General features: G+C 73.8%; 13 protein-coding genes. 11 read left to right on the forward strand and 2 right to left on the reverse strand.

What is annotated here, in order from left to right; all coding sequences use genetic code 11:
• The first annotated feature begins 21 nt into the window (after nt 1-21).
• From PVK37_RS18710 to PVK37_RS18720, 3 genes are all read left to right on the forward strand, one after another.
• Nucleotides 22-2,244 (forward strand): glycosyltransferase family 39 protein, encoded by a 2,223-nt coding sequence (locus tag PVK37_RS18710; RefSeq protein ID WP_480212899.1) that lies wholly within the window; start codon nt 22-24, stop codon nt 2,242-2,244.
• Nucleotides 2,245-2,247: 3 nt separating this feature from the next.
• Nucleotides 2,248-3,468: a bifunctional glycosyltransferase family 2/GtrA family protein gene (locus tag PVK37_RS18715; protein ID WP_275028763.1), complete on the forward strand. Its 1,221-nt coding sequence runs from the start codon at nt 2,248-2,250 to the stop codon at nt 3,466-3,468.
• 156 nt (nt 3,469-3,624) lie between these two features.
• Nucleotides 3,625-4,383 (forward strand): helix-turn-helix domain-containing protein, encoded by a 759-nt coding sequence (locus PVK37_RS18720; protein WP_275028764.1) that lies wholly within the window; start codon nt 3,625-3,627, stop codon nt 4,381-4,383.
• Here the strand turns inward: PVK37_RS18720 and PVK37_RS18725 are convergent.
• Complete coding sequence (locus PVK37_RS18725) at nt 4,329-4,757, reverse strand: VOC family protein (RefSeq protein WP_275028765.1); 429 nt, start codon at nt 4,755-4,757, stop codon at nt 4,329-4,331. The genes PVK37_RS18720 and PVK37_RS18725 overlap by 55 nt on opposite strands.
• A gap of 161 nt (nt 4,758-4,918) precedes the next feature.
• On the opposite strand from PVK37_RS18725, the gene PVK37_RS18730 reads away from it, so the two are divergent.
• The 4 genes from PVK37_RS18730 to PVK37_RS18745 all read left to right on the forward strand — a co-directional run bounded on the left by PVK37_RS18730 (nt 4,919) and on the right by PVK37_RS18745 (nt 10,224).
• The gene (locus PVK37_RS18730) at nt 4,919-5,110 is read left to right on the forward strand and encodes a hypothetical protein (protein ID WP_275035340.1); all 192 of its coding nucleotides are present in this window, start codon (nt 4,919-4,921) and stop codon (nt 5,108-5,110) included.
• Between the two features lie 7 nt (nt 5,111-5,117).
• Complete coding sequence (locus PVK37_RS18735) at nt 5,118-6,527, forward strand: methyltransferase domain-containing protein (RefSeq protein WP_275028767.1); 1,410 nt, start codon at nt 5,118-5,120, stop codon at nt 6,525-6,527.
• On the forward strand, nt 6,520-8,595 hold the full coding sequence (locus tag PVK37_RS18740) for a sulfatase-like hydrolase/transferase (RefSeq protein ID WP_275028768.1): 2,076 nt from the start codon (nt 6,520-6,522) through the stop codon (nt 8,593-8,595). The genes PVK37_RS18735 and PVK37_RS18740 overlap by 8 nt, the downstream gene beginning before the upstream one ends.
• Before the next feature lie 345 nt (nt 8,596-8,940).
• Nucleotides 8,941-10,224: a citrate synthase gene (locus PVK37_RS18745; RefSeq protein WP_275028769.1), complete on the forward strand. Its 1,284-nt coding sequence runs from the start codon at nt 8,941-8,943 to the stop codon at nt 10,222-10,224.
• 139 nt (nt 10,225-10,363) lie between these two features.
• Here PVK37_RS18745 and PVK37_RS18750 read toward each other — a convergent pair whose 3' ends face one another.
• The gene (locus PVK37_RS18750) at nt 10,364-11,764 is read right to left on the reverse strand and encodes a glycosyltransferase family 4 protein (RefSeq protein ID WP_275028770.1); all 1,401 of its coding nucleotides are present in this window, start codon (nt 11,762-11,764) and stop codon (nt 10,364-10,366) included.
• A 339-nt stretch (nt 11,765-12,103) separates the two neighbouring features.
• Here PVK37_RS18750 and glgX point away from each other — a divergent pair, with 339 nt between their 5' ends.
• The 4 genes from glgX to PVK37_RS18770 are packed head-to-tail and all read left to right on the forward strand — an operon-like array spanning nt 12,104 to nt 19,056.
• Nucleotides 12,104-14,221: a glycogen debranching protein GlgX gene (glgX, locus tag PVK37_RS18755; RefSeq protein ID WP_275028771.1), complete on the forward strand. Its 2,118-nt coding sequence runs from the start codon at nt 12,104-12,106 to the stop codon at nt 14,219-14,221.
• Complete coding sequence (gene treY / locus PVK37_RS18760; protein ID WP_275028772.1) at nt 14,221-16,662, forward strand: malto-oligosyltrehalose synthase; 2,442 nt, start codon at nt 14,221-14,223, stop codon at nt 16,660-16,662. Before glgX ends, treY begins: the two co-directional genes overlap by 1 nt.
• Nucleotides 16,659-18,389, forward strand: a complete 1,731-nt coding sequence (gene treZ / locus PVK37_RS18765) for a malto-oligosyltrehalose trehalohydrolase (protein WP_275028773.1) — start codon at nt 16,659-16,661, stop codon at nt 18,387-18,389. The genes treY and treZ overlap by 4 nt, the downstream gene beginning before the upstream one ends.
• A gap of 58 nt (nt 18,390-18,447) precedes the next feature.
• Nucleotides 18,448-19,056, forward strand: a complete 609-nt coding sequence (locus PVK37_RS18770; protein WP_275028775.1) for a signal peptidase II — start codon at nt 18,448-18,450, stop codon at nt 19,054-19,056.
• The last annotated feature ends 4 nt before the right edge of the window (nt 19,057-19,060 follow it).

Consider the following 19,060-nt stretch of genomic DNA (forward strand, 5'->3'; position numbering starts at 1 on the left):
GAGCATCCGCCGACCGCTCCGCTGCCCTCCACCACCGCACCGGTGGTGGGCCCGTCGGCCGCCGGCACCCGGGAGCCCGGCCCGCCGGACCCCGCCGGGGTGCCGCACCCACCGCGACCGGAGCCCCCGGCGGTCCGGCCCCGCTGGGTACGCCCGGCACTGGCCGCCCTGCTGCTCGGTACCGCGCTGCTCTACCTGTGGGGACTGGGCGGGTCCGGCTGGGCCAACGCGTACTACTCGGCCGCCGCGCAGGCCGGCTCGCAGAACTGGACGGCGTTCCTGTACGGCTCCTCCGACGCGGCCAACTCGATCACCGTGGACAAGACCCCGATGTCGCTGTGGCTGATGGCGCTGTCGGTACGCCTCTTCGGGCTCAGCTCGTGGTCGATCCTCGTGCCGCAGGCGCTGCTCGGCGTCGCCACGGTCGGCGTGCTGTACGCGACCGTCCGCCGCTGGTACGGGCCGGCGGCCGGGCTGATCGCCGGTACGGTGCTCGCCCTCACCCCGGTCGCCGCGCTGATGTTCCGGTTCAACAACCCGGACGCGCTGCTGGTGCTGCTGCTCACCGCCGCCGCGTACGCCACCGTACGGGCCCTGGAGGCCGCCTCGACCCGGTGGATCGTGCTGGTCGGCGTGCTGGTCGGGTTCGGTTTCCTGACCAAGATGCTCCAGGCGTTCCTGGTGGTGCCGGTCTTCGCCGGGGTGTACCTGGTGGCCGCGCCGACCGGGCTGTGGCGGCGGATCCGGCAGCTCCTGCTCGCCGGGCTGGGCCTGGTCGCCGCCACCGGCTGGTGGGTGGCGCTCGTCGAGCTGGTCCCGGCCAGCGCCCGCCCGTACATCGGCGGCTCACAGACCAACAGCATCCTGGAGCTGACCCTCGGCTACAACGGCCTCGGCCGGCTCACCGGGGACGAGGTCGGCAGTGTCGGCCCGCGCGGCGGTGGCCCGTTCTCCGCCCAGACCGGGCTGCTGCGGATGTTCGACACCGAGGTCGGTGGGCAGGTGTCCTGGCTGCTGCCGGCCGCGCTGATCCTGCTGGTCGCCGGACTGGTGCTGACCGGCCGGGCACCCCGGACCGACCGGACCCGGGCCGGGCTGCTGCTCTGGGGCGGCTGGCTGCTGGTCACCGGGGCGGTGTTCAGCCTGATGAGCGGGATCTTTCACGCGTACTACACGGTGGCCCTGGCCCCGGCGGTCGGTGCGCTGGCCGGCATCGGGTCCACCCTGCTCTGGCGGCACCGGGCCGTCGCCTGGTCGACCGCCGACTGGTCACCCGCCGACCAGGGCGTTCCCCGCTGGCGGGACTGGTTCGCCACGGCCGCCCTGGCGGTCACCCTCACGGTCACCGCCTGGTGGTCGTGGACGCTGCTCGGGCGTAGCGCCGACTGGTACCCGTGGCTGCGGACCGTGGTGCTGGTCGCCGGGCTGGCCGGCGTGCTGCTGGTGCTGGCCACCACCCGGTCGACCGGGCGGCTGACCCGGCGGCTGACCCCGCTGGTCATGCTGGCCGTCGCGGTGGCCGCCCTGTCCGGGCCGGCGGCGTACGCCGCGCAGACCGCCGCCACCCCGCACAGCGGCGCGATCCCGAGCGCCGGACCGGCGACCCAGGGCGGCTTCGGTGGCGGTTTCCGGGGCGGCCGACCGAACGGCATGATGCCGCCGGACGGCGAGTTCCCCGGCGGCCAGTTCCCCGGCGGCCAGTTTCCCGGTTTCCGCGACGGCACCCGGAACGGCCAGCCGGGCCAGGGCCAGAACGGGCAGCCGGGGCAAGCTCAGGGCGGCCAGCCGGGGCAGGGCCAGAACGGGCAGCCCGCGTTCCCCGGCGTACCCGGCGGAGCCGCTCCGGGCGGTGGGGCGCGCGGCGGGGGCGGCATGGGCGGCCTGCTCAACGCCGCCGAACCCAGCGCGGAACTGCGGGACCTGCTGACGCAGGACAGCGCCGACCACACCTGGATCGCGGCCACCGTCGGGTCGAACAACGCCTCCGGCTACCAGTTGGCCACCGGCGAGCCGGTGATGGCCGTCGGTGGGTTCAACGGCAGCGACCCGTCGCCGACCCTCGCCCGGTTCCAGCGGTACGTCGCCGACGGCGAGATCCACTGGTTCATCGGTGGTGGCGGGTTCCGGGCCAACGGCGGCAGCGACGCCTCCGGTGAGATCGCCACCTGGGTCGCCGAGAACTTCGAGTCACAGACCGTCGACGGGGTGACCCTCTACGACCTGAGCAGCGGAAAGCAGGGCTGAGCCATGACGTACACCCCGCAACCGGTCGCACCGGCCCGGACCGTCGCGCCACCGGTCCTGCTGGACGTGGTGGTGCCGGTCTACAACGAGGAGGTCGACCTGGGCCCGTGCGTCCGGCGGCTGCACGCCCACCTGACCGGGCACTTCCCGTACCCGTTCCGGATCACCATCGCCGACAACGCCAGCACCGACCGTACCCTGGCGGTGGCCCGGGACCTCGCCGCCGAACTGTCCGACGTCGAGGTGCGGCACCTGGACGCCAAGGGACGCGGCCGGGCGTTGCGGGCCGCCTGGTCGGAGTCGCCCGGTTCGGTCCTGGCCTACCTGGACGTGGACCTCTCCACCGACCTGGCCGCACTGCTGCCGCTGGTCGCCCCGCTCGTCTCCGGCCACTCCGACCTGGCCATCGGCACCCGGCTGGCGCGCGGCTCGCGGGTGGTCCGGGGCGCCAAACGGGAGGTCATCTCGCGCGGCTACAACCTGCTGCTGCGCGGCACCCTGTCCACCCGGTTCACCGACGCCCAGTGCGGGTTCAAGGCGATCCGGGCGGACGTGGCGGCCCGACTGCTGCCGCTGGTCGAGGACACCGGCTGGTTCTTCGACACCGAACTGCTGGTCCTCGCCGAGCGGGCCGGGCTGCGCATCCACGAGGTGCCGGTGGACTGGGTCGACGACCCGGACAGCCGGGTGGACATCGTCGCCACCGCCCTGGCCGACCTGCGCGGCATCGGGCGGCTCGGCCGGGCCCTGCTGACCGGGGCGCTGCCCCTGACCGAGCTACGCGAACAGCTCGGCCGGGCCCCGCTGCGCCCGCCGCCGGTCCGGGTACCGGTCGGGCTGCCCCGGCAGCTCGCCCGGTTCGCCGCGGTGGGGGTGGCGAGCACCCTCGCGTACCTGGTGATCTTCGTGCTGGCCCGTGGCGGACTCGGCGCGCAACCGGCGAACCTGCTGGCGCTGCTGGTCACGGCGGTGGGTAACACGGCGGCGAACCGCCGCCTCACCTTCGGGGTCACCGGTAGCCGGCACGCCGGCCGGCACCACGCGCAGGGGCTGGTCGCCTTCGGGCTCGGTCTGGCGCTGACCAGCGGCTCGCTCGCCCTGCTGCACGCCGCGACCGCCACCCCGCCCCGCGCGGTGGAACTGCTGGTGCTGGTCGTGGCGAACCTGGCCGCCACCGTGCTGCGGTTCGTCCTGCTCCGCGCGGCCATGCACCACCGCCGCTGACCGCGACCCGGCGCGGCCCGTCACCACCACCGGCGGCATTCTGCGCGGCCGGGCACCGCCGCCGTCGACGGCATCCGGAGCGACCCGGCAGCGCCGCCGGCCACGGCGGTCGGCGCGGCGGCGTCGCGGGGGTGGCCGGCGTGGCAGGCTGGCGGTGTGTACCGGGAACGTGCCGCGTCGATCGCCGGGGCGGTGCTGTGGACCAGCACCGTCCCGGCGGGGGCCGCGCCGACCAGGGTGCTGCCGGACGGCTGCCTGGACCTGCTCTGGTCGTCCCGGGCCGGGCTGCTGGTCGCCGGCCCGGACCGGACCGCCCACCTCGCGGTGGGCCGCCCGGGGGAACGCTGGGTCGGGCTGCGGTTGCCGCCCGGCGTCGGGCCGGCGGTGCTCGGCGTCCCCGCCGACGAGCTGCGGGACCGCCGGGTGCCGTTGGCCGACCTGTGGGGCGAGCGGGTCGCCGCCGACCTGGCCGAACGGGTGGCCCTGGCACCGGGTGAGGCCCTGACGGCGGGGGAGGCCCTGACGGCGGTCGCGGCGGCGCGACTGCGCGCGGCCGGTGGCGCGGATCCGGTCGGCGGCCGGATCGCCGACCGGCTGGCCGCCGGGGCCACGGTCGCCGCGACCGCCGCCGAGCTGGGTCTGGATCCGCGCGTCCTGCGTCGCCGGTGCCTGCCCCTGTTCGGGTACGGCCCGAAGACCCTCGCCCGCATCCTGCGCATGCGGCGGGCGCTGGCCCTGGCCCACGCCGGTACGCCGCTGGCCGAGGTGGCCGCCCGCAGCGGGTACGCCGACCAGGCGCACCTGACCCGGGAGGTGCGGGACCTGGCCGGGGTGCCGCCGACCGTGCTGCTCCGGGCGGCTCAGCCCACCGCGGTCCCCGCCTCGTCGGCCGGTCCGACCGGCAGCGGGGCGTAGAGGTCCACGCCGTTGCCCTCCGGGTCGTGCAGGACGGCGTACCGCTGCCCCCACACGGCGTCCCACGGGGCGAGGTGCCCGGTGAACCCGGCACCGGTCAGCTCCGCGTGGTACCGGTCGACCTCGGCCGGGTCGGCGCAGCGGAACGCCAGGCTGATCCGGGGTGAACCGGTGCCCGCCGTCCAGTCCGGGTCGAACGAGCGCAGGGTCGCCACGGTGTCCCAGGCCAGCCGGACCCCGCCGGGCAGGGTGACCTCCACGTGCGGCTCGGTCTCCGCGCCGGGTGGCACGTCGACCCCGAGGCGGCGGTAGAAGTCCAGCGTGCGGGCCATGTCGGTGGTCGCCATCCCGACCAGGTCGAATCGTGGTGTCATGCCCCGACGGTAGGACGGGCGCGGGCCGGCTGTCTTGAACGAATCGGACCACTCCGACGTGGCGGCTCTGCCGGTGTGCCTCCCGGGACGGTGCACACCGCGTACGGTATGACCAGACACGACCGGTTTATCCGTCATGGGGACGTACGTGCCGTACGGCGGTGACCGGACGTTTCCACCACGGCGAGGGAAGGGAGCGGTCGGTGATGCACCTGGCCTACCTGGACGCGGGGTCCGGCAGCCTGATCGTGCAGGCGGTGGTCGGCGGAGTGGCCGGGGCGGCGGTGGCCGCGAAACTGTACTGGCGGAGGTTGGCGGACCGGTTCCGCCGGCAGCGCACCGACCGGCACTGAACCGCCCATGACGATCCCCGACACCCGGGCCGAGCCGGCCTCGTTCCGCGACCCGGCCAACCGGGTCTTCCACCGGGACGGCCACGTGCTGCGCGGCCTCGACGAGCGGGCCGCCCGCGACTACCGGGCGCTCGCCGGGGCGGAGTTCTTCCGTACCCTGCTGGCCGCCGGCAAGGTCTGCGGCACCGAACCGGTCGGGCCGCTGCCCGACGCGCCCTGGGCCACCGTGCTGCGGCACGAGCGCATCTCGTTCGTCTCCCACCCGTACGAGTGGTCGTTCGGCATGCTCCGCGACGCCGCGCTGCTGCACCTGGAGATCCTCCGGGAGGCGGTGACCGCCGGGTTCACCCTCAAGGACGGCTCGGCGTACAACGTCCAGTGGCGGGGCGTCGAGCCGGTCTTCATCGACGTCGGGTCGTTCGAGCCGGCCCGGGAGGGCGAGCCGTGGGCCGGCTACCGGCAGTTCTGCCAGACCCTGCTCTACCCGCTGCTGCTCCAAGCCCACCTCGGCGTCGACTTCCAGCCCTGGCTGCGGTCCCGGGTGGACGGGATCGAGGCCGAGCAGCTCCGGCCGCTGTTCCGGGGGCTGCGCCGGCTGCTGCCCGGCGTACCGACCCACCTGCACCTGCACGCGGCCATGCAGCGCCGGCACGCCACCGCCACCACCACCGACGTGCGGGACCAACTGCGGGCCGCCGGGTACTCCCGGGAGCTGACCCTGGCCACCGTCCGGGGACTGACCCGGCTGGTGGACCGGCTGGACCGCCCGGCGCCGGACAGCCACTGGGTCGACTACCAGCGCACCTGCGGCTACTCCGCGGACGACCGGGCGGCCAAGGAACGCTTCGTCGAGGCCGCGCTGACCGCCGGGCCGCGTCCGGCGCTGCTGCTCGACCTCGGGGCCAACGACGGCCGGTACGCCCGGCTCGCCGCCCGGCACGCCGACCAGGTGGTCGCGGTCGAGCAGGACCCGGTGGTGGTCGACGGGCTGTACCGCCGGCTGCGCGCCGACCGGCAACGTCGGGTGCTGCCCCTGGTGATGGACCTGGCCGACCCGTCCCCGGGCGGCGGCTGGCGCGGGGTGGAACGGGCCTCCTTCGCGGACCGGGCCGCGGCCGACGTCGTGCTCGCCCTCGCGGTCGTGCACCACCTGGCGATCGGCCGGAACGTGCCGCTGCCCGAGGTGGTCGACTGCCTCGTCGGGCTCACCCGGCCGGGCGGCCGGATCGTGGTGGAGTTCGTCCACCCGGCCGACCCGATGGCCGACCGGCTGCTGGCGAACAAACCGGCCGGCCTGTTCCCCGACTACCGCCCCGAGGTGTTCGCCCGGCTGCTCGCCGACCGCTGCCGGATCGAACGGCGGCTGGACCTGCCCTGCGGCACCCGGACGCTGTACCTCGGGGTCGTGGGTGGTTGACCGGACCGCCGACCCACCCGACGTCACCGTCGCCCGGGACGCGACGTCGGCCGGCGCAGCGCCGGAGGCCGTACCGTCGGTCCGGCGGACCGAGCTGCGTCACCTGCTGGAGGTGACGGCCCTGGTCGGGCTGACCGTCACCCAGCCGCTGCTGGACGTGCTCGGTCGCAGCCCGGACTTCTTCCTGTTCCACCGGGCCACCCCCGGTCAGGTCGGCGCCCTGGTCGCCCTGGTCGCGGTGGGACCGACGGTGGCGCTGGCCGTCCTCGGCGCGCTGGGCTGGCTGGCCGGGCGGCGGGCCCGCACGGCGGTGCACCGCACGCTGGTCGCCCTGCTGCTCGCCGCGCTCGCCGTCCAGGTGGGCCGGGAGCTGACCCCGCTGCGGGGGGTACCGCTGCTGCTGGCGGCCGGTACGGTGGGCGTGGCGGGCGCGGTGGCGCACCGGCGCTGGCGTACGCCCGGCCGGGTGCTCCGGGTCGCCGCCGCCGGGCCGCTGGTGTTCGTCTCCCTGTTCGTCCTGGTCTCGCCCGCCTCGGCGGTGGTGCTGCCGCGTCGGGGCGACGGCGCGGGGCCGGGCGTCGCGGCCGGCCCCGGCGGACACCCCCCGGTGGTGCTGCTGATCCTCGACGAGCTGCCGCTGGTCTCGCTGCTCGGCCCGGACGGCCGGATCGACGCGGCCCGCTTCCCGCACGTCGCCGAGCTGGCCGCCGGCTCGACCTGGTACCGCAACGCCACCGGGGTCAGCGGCTGGACCCCGTACGCGTTGCCGGCCATGCTGACCGGCCGGTACCCGGCCCGGCCGGACGCCCCGCACTACTCGGCGTACCCGGACAACATCTTCACCGCCTTCGGCGGGCTGTACGACATCCGCGCCCAGGAGAGCATCACCCGGCTCTGCCCACCGAGCCGCTGCGAGCAGGCGGTCGGCCCGGAGCAGGGACTCGGCGTGCTGGTCCGGCAGAGCGCCGGCCTGCTCCGCCAGCTCGCCGCCCCGGTGGACGGCACGGTCGACCCGGAGGCGAGCTACCGGGAACCGACCGCGGTCGAGGCGGGCCTGGACGCCGCCGAGCCGCCCCCGGCCGACCCGAAGTTCCGCTGGGACAGCCTGGACGACAACCAGCCGGCCCGGTTCACCGACTTCCTGGCCGGGCTGCGCCCGACCGAGCGGCCCACCCTGCACGTCCTGCACCTGCTGATGCCGCACAGCCCGTGGACGTTCCTGCCGTCCGGGGCCCGCTACGACGCCCCGGAGGACCTGCCCAACGACGGCGCGGGCTGGGCGGACCTGGCCCGACAGCGGCACCTGGCGCAGCTCGGCTACACCGACCGGCTGATCGGGGAGACCCTGCGGACGATGCGCGCCACCGGCCTCTACGACCGGGCGGTGCTGATGGTCACCGCCGACCACGGGGTCAGCTTCACCGAGGGCTTCCAGGGGCGGGGGATGGACGCGATCCGCCGTGCGCCCGGCGAGGTGGCCTGGGTACCGATGTTCGTCAAGGAGCCCGGCCAGCGTGCCGGCCGGATCGACGACCGGAACTGGGAACACGTCGACCTGCTGCCCACCGTCGCCGACCTGGCCCGGATCCGGTTGCCCGCCAGGGTCGACGGACGGTCCGCGCGGCAGGCCCCGCGCGAGCGCACCGACAAGCGTTTCTACGACCGGCCGGGGGAGCCGGTGACCCTGCCCGGCGGCGTGCCGACCCCGCCACCGCTGCCCGCACCGCATCCGCTGGTCGGCACCCCGGTCACCGGCGACCGGCGGACCGGCGGGACGGTCCGGGTGGCCGACCTGGCCGCGTTCCGGGCCGTCGACCCGGACACCGGCAGCCTGCCGGCGCTGGTCTGGGGCAGCGTGCCGGCCCGGGTGCCGGACGGCACCCTGCTCGCCGTCGCGCTCAACGGCCGGGTTGCCGCGGTGACCCCGGTGGTCCCGGCCGACGAGGGTGGTCGACGCTTCGCCGCGCTGATCACCGACGACCGGCTGTTCCGGCCCGGGGCGAACCAACTGGACGTGTACCAGGTCACCGCCGCGGGTGACCTGCGCCGGCTGACCCCCACCGCCTGAACCCCGTCCGGCGGTCGACCGGAGGGCGGGCATCCAACGGCGGTCGCCTATCCCGTCCGGTGGTTTTCAGGGGATTCGTCATAGCTGCCGATGGTGGCCCTCATCGATGTCCGGGTGATTTCGGGCGGTTTTCGCGCGCCACCGACCGTATGCGGTCGGGAGCCCTCCGGTGGCCCGGTTCGGCCCGTTCCGGCCCAGGCGAGGGGGTTTCCCGACCGTTCGGGTGGGGAATCGGGTGACGCATCCCTCACCGCCCAACCACGGCGGGCGGTGTTACAGGCATCGCGTTTACGGTAAAAGCGAAGGCATCTTCAACGTAGATTCCGCCGGCGAAGCGAGGGACACATGACGGAAGTCAAGCTCGATCACTCCGGTGGGCAGCTTTCGATGCCGGTGCAATCCGCGGTCGAAGGCCCTGCCGGAATCCGGGTCGGTGCATTGCTGAAAGAGACCGGCCTGACCACCTACGACCCCGGGTTCGTCAACACCGCGGCCTGCTCCTCGGCGATCACCTACATCGACGGCGATGCGGGCATCCTGCGGTACCGGGGCTACCCCATCGACCAACTGGCCGAGAAGTCCTCCTTCCTGGAGGTCTCCTACCTGCTCATCTACGGTGAGCTGCCGACCGCCACCCAGCTCGACGAGTTCAGCCAGCGCATCCGGCGGCACTCGCTGCTGCACGAGGAGATGCGGCGCTTCTTCGACGGCTTCCCGCGCGACGCGCACCCGATGGCGGTGCTGTCCTCCGCGGTGAGCGCCATCTCCACCTTCTACCAGGACAGCCTGGACCCGTTCGACGCCGAGCACGTGGAGATGTCCACGGTCCGGCTGATGGCGAAGGTGCCCACCATCGCCTCGTACGCGTACAAGAAGTCCATCGGCCAGGCGATGCTCTACCCGGACAACTCGCTGGGCTACGTGGAGAACTTCCTGCGGATGACCTTCGGCGTGCCGGCCGAACCGTACGACGTGGACCCGGTGATGGCCCGGGTGCTGGACATGCTGTTCATCCTGCACGCCGACCACGAGCAGAACTGCTCGACCTCGACGGTACGCCTGGTGGGCTCCAGCAACGCCAACCTCTTCGCCTCCGTCTCGGCCGGCGTGAACGCGCTGTTCGGGCCGCTGCACGGCGGCGCGAACCAGGCGGTGCTGGAGATGCTCCAGCGCATCGAGGCCGACGGCGGCGACGTGCAGTCCTTCGTCCGCAAGGTCAAGGACAAGGCCGACGGGGTCAAGCTGATGGGCTTCGGCCACCGGGTCTACAAGAACTACGACCCGCGCGCGGCGATCGTGAAGAAGGCCGCCCAGGACGTGCTCGGCCGGATGGCGAAGCCGGACCCGCTGCTCGACCTGGCCATGCAGCTCGAGGAGATCGCCCTCGCCGACGACTTCTTCGTCTCCCGCAAGCTGTACCCGAACGTGGACTTCTACACCGGCCTGATCTACAAGGCCATGGGCTTCCCCACCAAGATGTTCACCGTCCTGTTCGCCCTCGGCCGGCTGCCCGGCTGGATCGCCCAGTGGCGCGAGATGATCGGCGACCCGGAGACCAAGATCGGCCGTCCGCGGCAGCTCTACACCGGTGCCGCCGAGCGCGCGTACGTCCCGCAGGACGCGCGCTGACGACCTGCTGACCCCGCACGCGACGGGCCGCCACCCCTGCCGGGGCTGGCGGCCCGTCGCGTTGCCCGCCGGGAACGGTCGTCCGCCCGGAACATCGGCGTCGTCCGCGACCGGCGGCCCGTGCCGGACGTCGGCAGGGTCAGCGCAGACCGGCGGCGGCGAGCAGGTTGCCGTCGTGGAACGCGGGCGCGGCGGGACGGCCGTGCCGCATCCGCTGGGCGGCCTGCTCCGTGGTGAACGCCGACGAACCGGTGATGGCGGTGGCGTAGCTGGCGGCGGTCCGGTGCGCGATCGCCGACCAGCCGTACTGCTCGTGCACCATGACCCGGGCCCGGCGGGCCAGCGCCCGCGCCCGGTCGGTGTCGGACAGCAGCGCGTGCACCGCCTCGCTGAGCCCGTCCGGGTCCTGCGGACGGAACGTCATGCCGGTCACCCCGGGCTCGACGATCTCGGCGAGACCCCCGGTGGCGGCCACCGCGAGGGGCGCGCCGGCCGCCGCGCCCTCCAGCGCCACCATGCCGAACGGCTCGTAGATGCTCGGCACCGCGAAGCAGTCCGAGGCGGCCATCACGGCCGGCAGGTCGGTGCCGCCGAGGAAGCCGGGCAGGCTCACCGTGCCGGCCAGACCGAGCCGCTGCACCTCCGCCTCCAGTTCGGTGCGGTACGGGCCGTCGCCGACGATCACCGCGCGCAGGCCGGGGTGCCGGTCCCGCAGCCGGGGCAGGCCGGCGAGCAGGTGCTGGACACCCTTCTCGTAGACCAGTCGACCGGCGAAGGTGACCAGCGGGCCGTCCCCGGCGAACCGCCGACGGGCCGCGGCGACCGCCGCCACCGGGGCCTTCCAGCGGTGCGGCTCCACCCCGTTGGGCACCACGTCGACCCGTCCGGCCGGTACGTCGAACAGGCCGGTCACCTCGTCCCGCATGTACCCGGAGCAGACGATCACCCGGCCGGACTCGTTGCTCAGCCAGTGCTCCACCGCGTGGATGGTGCGGTTCATCTCCTTCGGCAGCCAGCCCTGGTGCCGGCCCGCCTCGGTGGCGTGGATGGTGCTGACCAGCGGCACGTCCAGGTGGTCGCGCATGGTCATCGCGGTGTGCGCGACCAGCCAGTCGTGGGCGTGCACCACGTCGTACCGGCCGGTCTCGGCGGCCCGCAGCGCGGCCCGGGTCAGCGTGTGGTTGAACGCCATCGTCCAGGCCAGCAGCGAGTCGGTGGCGAGCGGGAAGGTGACCGGGTCCTCGGCGGCCCGGACGATCCGCACCCCGTCGGCGTACTCCTCCAGCGGCGCGCCCTCGCTGTGCCGGGTGACCACGGTGACCTCGTGCCCGGCGGCGACCAGCGCGACGGAGAGCGCGTGCACGTGCCGGCCGAGCCCGCCGACCAGCACCGGCGGGTACTCCCAGGACAGCATCAGGATGCGCCGGGGGCGCGGTGTCGGCCCGGTCTGCTGCGGGACCTGGGGGCGGGAGGTCAGGGTGGGCCGGCAGGCCCGGTCCGAGGGGCTCGCGAACTCTTCGCCGACCCGCGGGCTCGTCACAATGGATCTCCGTCCAGGCAGGGGGGTACGCGCCGACGTCGATGGCGGCGAGGGGGCATGGTGGGGTGGCCGACGTGGCCGGTGCGGGCCCGCGGTCGCGCGCGCCCGCACCAAGGAAAAGCCATGGACCGGGAACTCGCATCTCGAAAGGGCCTAAGGTGACGAGGGACACCCGAAGGTTTGAGCGACCTCAGGTGGGTGTATTCGGGACGTTCGGCCGAACGGGTGGCGGGGCGCGCCGGGTGGATTGACGCGCGGACCGGTTGGGCATAACCGGCGTGCGCGTCGGCGGTCCCACCGCTGCGACGCCGCCGACGAACCACGCCCATAAGGAGCGACATGCAGGTCTGGCCGGGTGACCGCTATCCGCTGGGGGCCACCTACGACGGGATGGGCACCAACTTCGCGATCTTCTCGGAGGTGGCCGAGGCGGTCGACCTCTGCCTGTTCGACGAGTGGGACACCGGGGCCGAACGCCGGGTCCGGCTCCGGGAGGTCGACGCGCACGTCTGGCACGGCTACATCCCCGGCATCGAACCGGGGCAGCGGTACGGCTACCGGATCCACGGGCCGTACGACCCGGCGAACGGGCTGCGCTGCAACCCGCACAAGCTGCTCCTCGACCCGTACGCCAAGGCGGTCGACGGGGACGTGCAGTGGGACCCGGCGGTCTACGACTACGTGCTGGGCGACCCGGACCGGATCAACGAGGACGACTCGGCCCCGTTCATGCCCAAGTCGGTGGTGGTGAACCCGTACTTCGACTGGGGCAACGACAAGCCGCCCCGCACCCCGTACCACCACTCGGTGATCTACGAGGCGCACGTCCGCGGGCTGACCATGCGGCACCCGGACATCCCGGAGGAACTGCGCGGCACGTACGCCGGCATCGCCTCCCCGCCGATGATCGAGCACCTGACCCGGCTCGGGGTGACCGCGATCGAGCTGATGCCGGTGCACCAGTTCGTGCACGACCACCGGCTGGCCGACCTGGGGCTGCGCAACTACTGGGGCTACAACACCATCGGCTTCTTCGCCCCGCACCACGGCTACTCGGCGCTGGGCCACCTCGGCCAGCAGGTGCAGGAGTTCCGGGGCATGGTGAAGGCGCTGCACGCCGCCGGTATCGAGGTGATCCTCGACGTGGTCTACAACCACACCGCCGAGGGCAACCACCTGGGTCCGACGCTGAGCTTCAAGGGCGTCGACAACCCCAGCTACTACCGGCTGAGCGAGGAGGACCGCCGCTACTACGTCGACTACACCGGCACCGGCAACAGCCTGAACGTGCGCAGCCCGCACTCGCTGCAACTGATCATGGACTCGTTGCGGTACTGGGTGACCGAGATGCACGTCGACGGGTTCCGCTTCGACCTGGCCGCCACCCTGGCCCGCGAGTTCTACGAGGTGGACCGGCTCTCCACCTTCTTCGAGGTGGTCCAGCAGGACCCGGTGGTCAGCCAGGTCAAGCTGATCGCCGAACCGTGGGACGTCGGCCCCGGCGGCTACCAGGTCGGCAACTTCCCGCCGGTGTGGACCGAGTGGAACGGCAAGTACCGGGACACCGTCCGCGACTTCTGGCGCGGCGAGCCGGCCACCCTGGCCGAGTTCGCCTCCCGGATCTCCGGCTCCGCCGACCTGTACCAGGACGACGGGCGCAAACCGTTCCACAGCATCAACTTCGTCACCTGCCACGACGGGTTCACCCTCAACGACCTGGTGTCGTACAACGACAAGCACAACGAGGCCAACGGCGAGGACAACCGGGACGGCGAGGGCCACAACCGATCCTGGAACTGCGGTGTCGAGGGCCCCACCGACGACGAGTCGATCCTCGCCCTGCGGGCCCGGCAGCGACGCAACTTCCTGGCCACCCTGATGCTGTCGCAGGGCGTGCCGATGATCGGCCACGGCGACGAGCTGGGCCGCACCCAGCACGGCAACAACAACGCGTACTGCCAGGACAGCGAGCTGGCCTGGATCGACTGGGACAACGTCGACGAGCAGCTGCTGGAGTTCGTCCGCACGCTCACCGCGTTCCGGGCCCGCCACCAGGTGTTCCGTCGCCGCCGGTTCTTCACCGGCCTGCCGGTGGGCGGGCGCTCCGCCGAGCAGCCGCTGCCCGACCTGGCCTGGTACACCCCGGACGGGCGGGAGATGAACGGCGGCGACTGGGGCAACGACTTCGGCCGGGCGGTCACCCTGTTCGTCAACGGCGAGGGCATCCGGGAACGCGGCCAGTACGGCCAACGCCACCGGGACGACTCGTTCCTGCTCTGCTTCAACGCCCACGACGCGCCGCTGGACTTCACCCTCCCCGGCGGCGAGTTCGGGCAGAAGTGGCACTGCGTGATCAGTACCGCCGATCCGGACCCGGACGGCCCGATGGTGGTCGGCGCGGGCGGCACCCTGCGGGTGCCGGACCGTTCCCTGGTGGTCCTGGAGAGGACGCTCTGATGTCGGTCACCCCTCCGGCCGCCGGACACCCCGCCGACGAACCGTCGCCGCCGTCCACGTCCGCCGCGCCGACCGCGCCGTCCACGTCCGCCACGTCGACCGGGCCCGACCCGTCGGCCGAGGCCGGCCGGCGGGTCGGCGCCACCTACCGGGTGCAGGTGCGGCCCGACTTCGACCTGACCGCCACCGCCGGGCTGGCCGACTACCTCGCCGACCTGGGCGTCACCCACCTGTACAGCGCGCCGCTGCTGACCGCCACCCCCGGCTCGGCGCACGGCTACGACGTGGTCGACCACCGGGCGGTCAACCCGGAACTCGGCGGCGAGGACGGCCGGCGGCGGCTGGTCGCCGCGTTGCGCGCGGCCGGGCTCGGCCTGGTCGTGGACATCGTGCCCAACCACGCCGGGGTGGCCCGCCCGGCGGCCAACCCGGCCTGGTGGGACGTGCTGCGCGCCGGCCGCGACTCGGCGTACGCGCACTGGTTCGACATCAACTGGGACGCCGGCCGGCTGCTGCTGCCGGTGCTCGCCGACAGCCCGGACGCGCTGGACGACCTGACCCTGGCCGACGGGGAGCTGCGCTACCACGAGCACCGCTTCCCGGTCGCCGACGGCACCGGCGACGGCAGTCCCCGGGAGGTGCACGACCGGCAGCACTACCAGCTGGTCTCCTGGCGGCGCGGCGACACCGAACTGACGTACCGCCGGTTCTTCGCCGTCTCCGACCTGGCCGGGCTGCGGGTGGAGGACCCGGACGTGTTCACCGCCACCCACGCGGAGATCCTGCGCTGGGCGGCGGCCGGCGAGGTCGACGGCATCCGGGTCGACCACCCGGACGGGCTGCGCGACCCGGCCGGCTACCTGGCCCGGCTGCGCGCCGAAGCGCCCGACGCCTGGCTGGTGGTGGAGAAGATCCTCGAGTACGGCGAGGAACTGCCGGACTGGCCGGTCGACGGCACCACCGGCTACGACGCGCTCGCCCCGGTCGGCGGGCTCTTCGTCGACCGGCGCGCCGAGGACGACTTCACCGTCCTGGACACCCGGATCACCGGGCGGGCCACCTCCTGGCCCGAGCTGATCCACACCACCAAACTGGCCGCCGCCACCCGGCTGCTCGCCGCCGAGCTGACCCGGCTGGCCGCGCTCGCCCCGGAGGTGGACCGGGAGTCCGCCCGCGCCGCGCTGGCCGAACTGGCCGCCTGCTTCCCGGTGTACCGGGGCTACCCGCCGGACGGCAGCCGGCACCTGGCCGCCGCTCGCGCCGAGGCGGGCCGCCGCCGCCCGGACCTGACCGCCGCCCTGGACGCGCTCACCGCCCGGCTGCGCGACCCCGACGACGAACTCGGCCAGCGGTTCCCGCAGCTCACCGGCGCGGTGATGGCCAAGGGCGTGGAGGACACCGCCTACTACCGGTGGAGCCGGTTCGTCGCGCTCAACGAGGTGGGCGGCAGCCCGGTCCACTTCGGTACCCCACCGGAGGAGTTCCACCGGTTCGCCGCCGCCCGGCTGCGCCGCTGGCCCCGGGCGATGACCACGCTCTCCACCCACGACACCAAACGCGCCGAGGACGTCCGGGCCCGGCTGGCGGTGCTGTCCGAGCTGCCGGACCGCTGGGCCGGGCAGGTCGGCGACTGGATGCGGGAGGTGCCGCTGCCCGACCCGGCCTTCGCCCATCTGCTCTGGCAGACCGTGGTCGGGGCCTGGCCGATCGACCGGGACCGGCTGCACGGGTATGTGCAGAAGGCCGCCCGGGAGGCCGCCGCCGCCACGACCTGGGCCGACCCGGACCCGGTCTTCGAGCGCGCCCTGCACGCCCTGGTCGACCGGATGTACGACGACCCCGGGCTGCACCACTCGATCACCGCGTTCGCCGAGGAGATCACCTGGGCCGGCTGGTCCAACTCGCTCGGCCAGAAACTCGTCCAGTTGGCGATGCCCGGGGTGCCCGACACGTACCAGGGCACCGAACTGTGGGACAACTCCCTGGTCGACCCGGACAACCGCCGCCCGGTCGACTTCGCCGTACGCCGGGACCTGCTGGCCCGCCTCGACGCCGGCTGGCGGCCACCGGTCGACGCCAGCGGCGCGGCGAAACTGCTGGTGGTGTCGCGGACCCTGCGGCTGCGTCGGGACCGGCCGGAGCTGTTCACCGACCACCGGCCGCTGCCGGCGCGCGGCCCGGCGGCGGCGCACGCGGTCTGCTTCGACACCGGCGGCGCGCTCGCCGTCGCCACCCGGCTGCCGCTGGGGCTGGCCCGGCGCGGTGGCTGGGGCGACACGACCGTGTCACTTCCCGTCAACCAGATGACCGAGCTGTTCACCGGACGGGTCTACGCTGGTCCCCGGGTGCCGCTGGGCGATCTGCTGGGCAGTTACCCCGTCGCGTTGCTGGCTCCGGTCGAGCCGGCGTCCGCTCCCGCCGAAACCGGGGAGACCGCATGACCGAATTCACCGTCTGGGCACCGCACGCCACCCGGGTCCGGCTGCGGATCGGCACCCGGGACCGGGACATGGTCGCCGGCAGCGGCGGCTGGTGGCACACCGAGGTGCCCGACGCCGGCCCCGGCACCGACTACGCGTACCTGCTCGACGACGACGAGCGGGCCCTGCCGGACCCGCGTTCGCGCTGGCAGCCGGCGGGCGTGCACGGCCCCAGCCGGGTCTACGACCACGCCGCCTTCGACTGGCAGGACCAGGCGTGGACCGGCCGGCAACTGCCCGGCAGCATCCTGTACGAACTGCACGTCGGCACGTTCACCCCGGAAGGCACCTTCGACGCGGCCGTCGAACGCCTCGACCACCTGGTCGACCTCGGAGTGGACCTGATCGAGCTGCTCCCGGTCAACGCCTTCAACGGCGAGTACAACTGGGGCTACGACGGGGTGTGCTGGTACGCCCCGCACCACGCCTACGGCGGCCCGGACGGGCTGAAGCGGCTGGTCGACGCGGCCCACCGCAAGGGCCTCGGGGTGATCCTCGACGTGGTGCACAACCACTTCGGCCCGTCCGGGGCGTACGCGCCGATGTTCGGGCCGTACCTGGCCGAGCAGAGCAACACCTGGGGGCGGTCGGTCAACCTCGACGGCCCGCACTCCGACGAGGTACGCCGGTACATCGTCGACAGCGTGCTGATGTGGCTGCGCGACTACCACGTCGACGGGCTGCGGCTGGACGCGGTGCACGCGCTGGTCGACCACCGGGCCACCCCGCTGCTGGAGGAGCTGGCCGTCGAGGTGGAGTCCCTCGCCACCCACCTGGGCCGGCCGCTGTCGCTGATCGCCGAGTCCGACCTCAACGACCCCCGGCTGATCACCCCCCGGGAGGCGGGCGGGCTCGGGCTGCACGCCCAGTGGAACGACGACGCCCACCACGCCCTGCACACCCTGCTCACCGGGGAACGGCAGGGCTACTACGCCGACTTCGGCTCGCTGGACTGCCTGGCCGAGGTGCTCACCGGCGGCTTCTTCCACGCCGGCACCTGGTCCAGCTTCCGGAACCGCACCCACGGCCGGCCGGTGGACCGGCAGCGGGTGCCGGGGCACCGGTTCGTGGCGTACCTGCAGAACCACGACCAGATCGGCAACCGGGCCACCGGCGACCGGATCTCCGCCACGCTCTCCCCGGGGCTGCTGCGGGTCGGCGCGATGCTGCTGCTGACCGCCCCGTTCACCCCGATGCTGTTCATGGGGGAGGAGTGGGGGGCGAGCACGCCCTGGCAGTTCTTCACCAGCCACCCGGAGCCGGAACTGGCCGCCGCGGTCGCCACCGGCCGTCGCCGGGAGTTCGCCGCGCACGGCTGGCCGCCCGGTGACGTGCCGGACCCGCAGGACCGGCAGACCTTCGTCCGGTCCCGGCTGGACTGGGCCGAGCTGGACAAGCCCGAGCACCGGGAGCTGCTGGACTTCCACCGGCGGCTGATCGCGTTGCGCAAGGCCCGCGCAGACCTGTCCGACCCCCGGCTGGACCGGGTCGAGGTCCGGCACGGGGACCGGTTCCTCATCGTCCGGCGCGGGGAGTGCCTGGTGGTGGCGAACCTCGCCGACCGGCCGCAGCGGATCAACCTGCCCGGGGTGGTACGCCAGGTGCTGCTCGCCACCGGCACCGGGGTGACCGTGATGCGGGACGGACTGCAACTGCCCGCGGAGACCGCCGCCATCGTCGCGCTGTGACCCGGTCATGCCCGGCGGGACCGGTCGATGTCCCGCCGGGCATGCCAGACTTGGCGGAATGAGCGAGCGTACGGTGACCGACGGGACGGCCCCGGACACGGCCGACACCCCCGACGCCCCAGACCCCTCCGGCACCGCCCGGGGGCAGCGGTGGAGCCGGCACGCGCCCCGGCTGGTGGCCGGCATCGCGGTCGCCGTGGTCGCCGCCGACCAGCTGTCGAAATGGTGGGCCGAGTCGACCCTCACCCGGGGCGAACGGACCCCGCTGCTCGGCGACGCGCTGGGCGTCCAGCTCATCTACAACCCGGGTGCGGCCCTGTCGATCGGCGCGGGGGCGACCTGGATCTTCACCATCGTCACCGCCGTCGGGGTGCTGGTCGGCCTCTGGTACGCGTGGCGGGTGCGGTCCCGGGCCTGGGCGGTGCCGCTGGGGCTGATCCTCGGGGGCGCGACCACCCACCTCGGCGACCGGCTGTTCCGGGAGCCGTCGTTCGGTCAGGGCCACGTCGTCGACTTCATCGCCTACTTCGACTGGTTCATCGGCAACGTGGCGGACATCGCCATCGTCGTCGGGGCGGTCCTGTTCCTCGTCCTCACCTGGCGCGGGTCGACGTTCCGTCCGGAGCCCGACCCCGGGCCGGCGGAACCGGCCACCGGACGGCCGTAGCGTG

This window comes from Micromonospora cathayae (genome assembly GCF_028993575.1).
In the GTDB taxonomy this organism is placed as follows: domain Bacteria; phylum Actinomycetota; class Actinomycetes; order Mycobacteriales; family Micromonosporaceae; genus Micromonospora; species Micromonospora cathayae.

Excerpts from the sequence above, each read along its gene's own strand:
- glgX (WP_275028771.1), top strand. The coding sequence starts at position 12,104 with ATGCAGGTCTGGCCGGGTGACCGCTATCCGCTGGGGGCCACCTACGAC.
- PVK37_RS18715 (WP_275028763.1), top strand. The coding sequence starts at position 2,248 with ATGACGTACACCCCGCAACCGGTCGCACCGGCCCGGACCGTCGCGCCA.
- PVK37_RS18770 (WP_275028775.1), top strand. The coding sequence starts at position 18,448 with ATGAGCGAGCGTACGGTGACCGACGGGACGGCCCCGGACACGGCCGAC.
- treZ (WP_275028773.1), top strand. The coding sequence starts at position 16,659 with ATGACCGAATTCACCGTCTGGGCACCGCACGCCACCCGGGTCCGGCTG.
- treY (WP_275028772.1), top strand. The coding sequence starts at position 14,221 with ATGTCGGTCACCCCTCCGGCCGCCGGACACCCCGCCGACGAACCGTCG.
- PVK37_RS18725 (WP_275028765.1), bottom strand. The coding sequence starts at position 4,757 with ATGACACCACGATTCGACCTGGTCGGGATGGCGACCACCGACATGGCC.
- PVK37_RS18745 (WP_275028769.1), top strand. The coding sequence starts at position 8,941 with ATGACGGAAGTCAAGCTCGATCACTCCGGTGGGCAGCTTTCGATGCCG.
- PVK37_RS18735 (WP_275028767.1), top strand. The coding sequence starts at position 5,118 with ATGACGATCCCCGACACCCGGGCCGAGCCGGCCTCGTTCCGCGACCCG.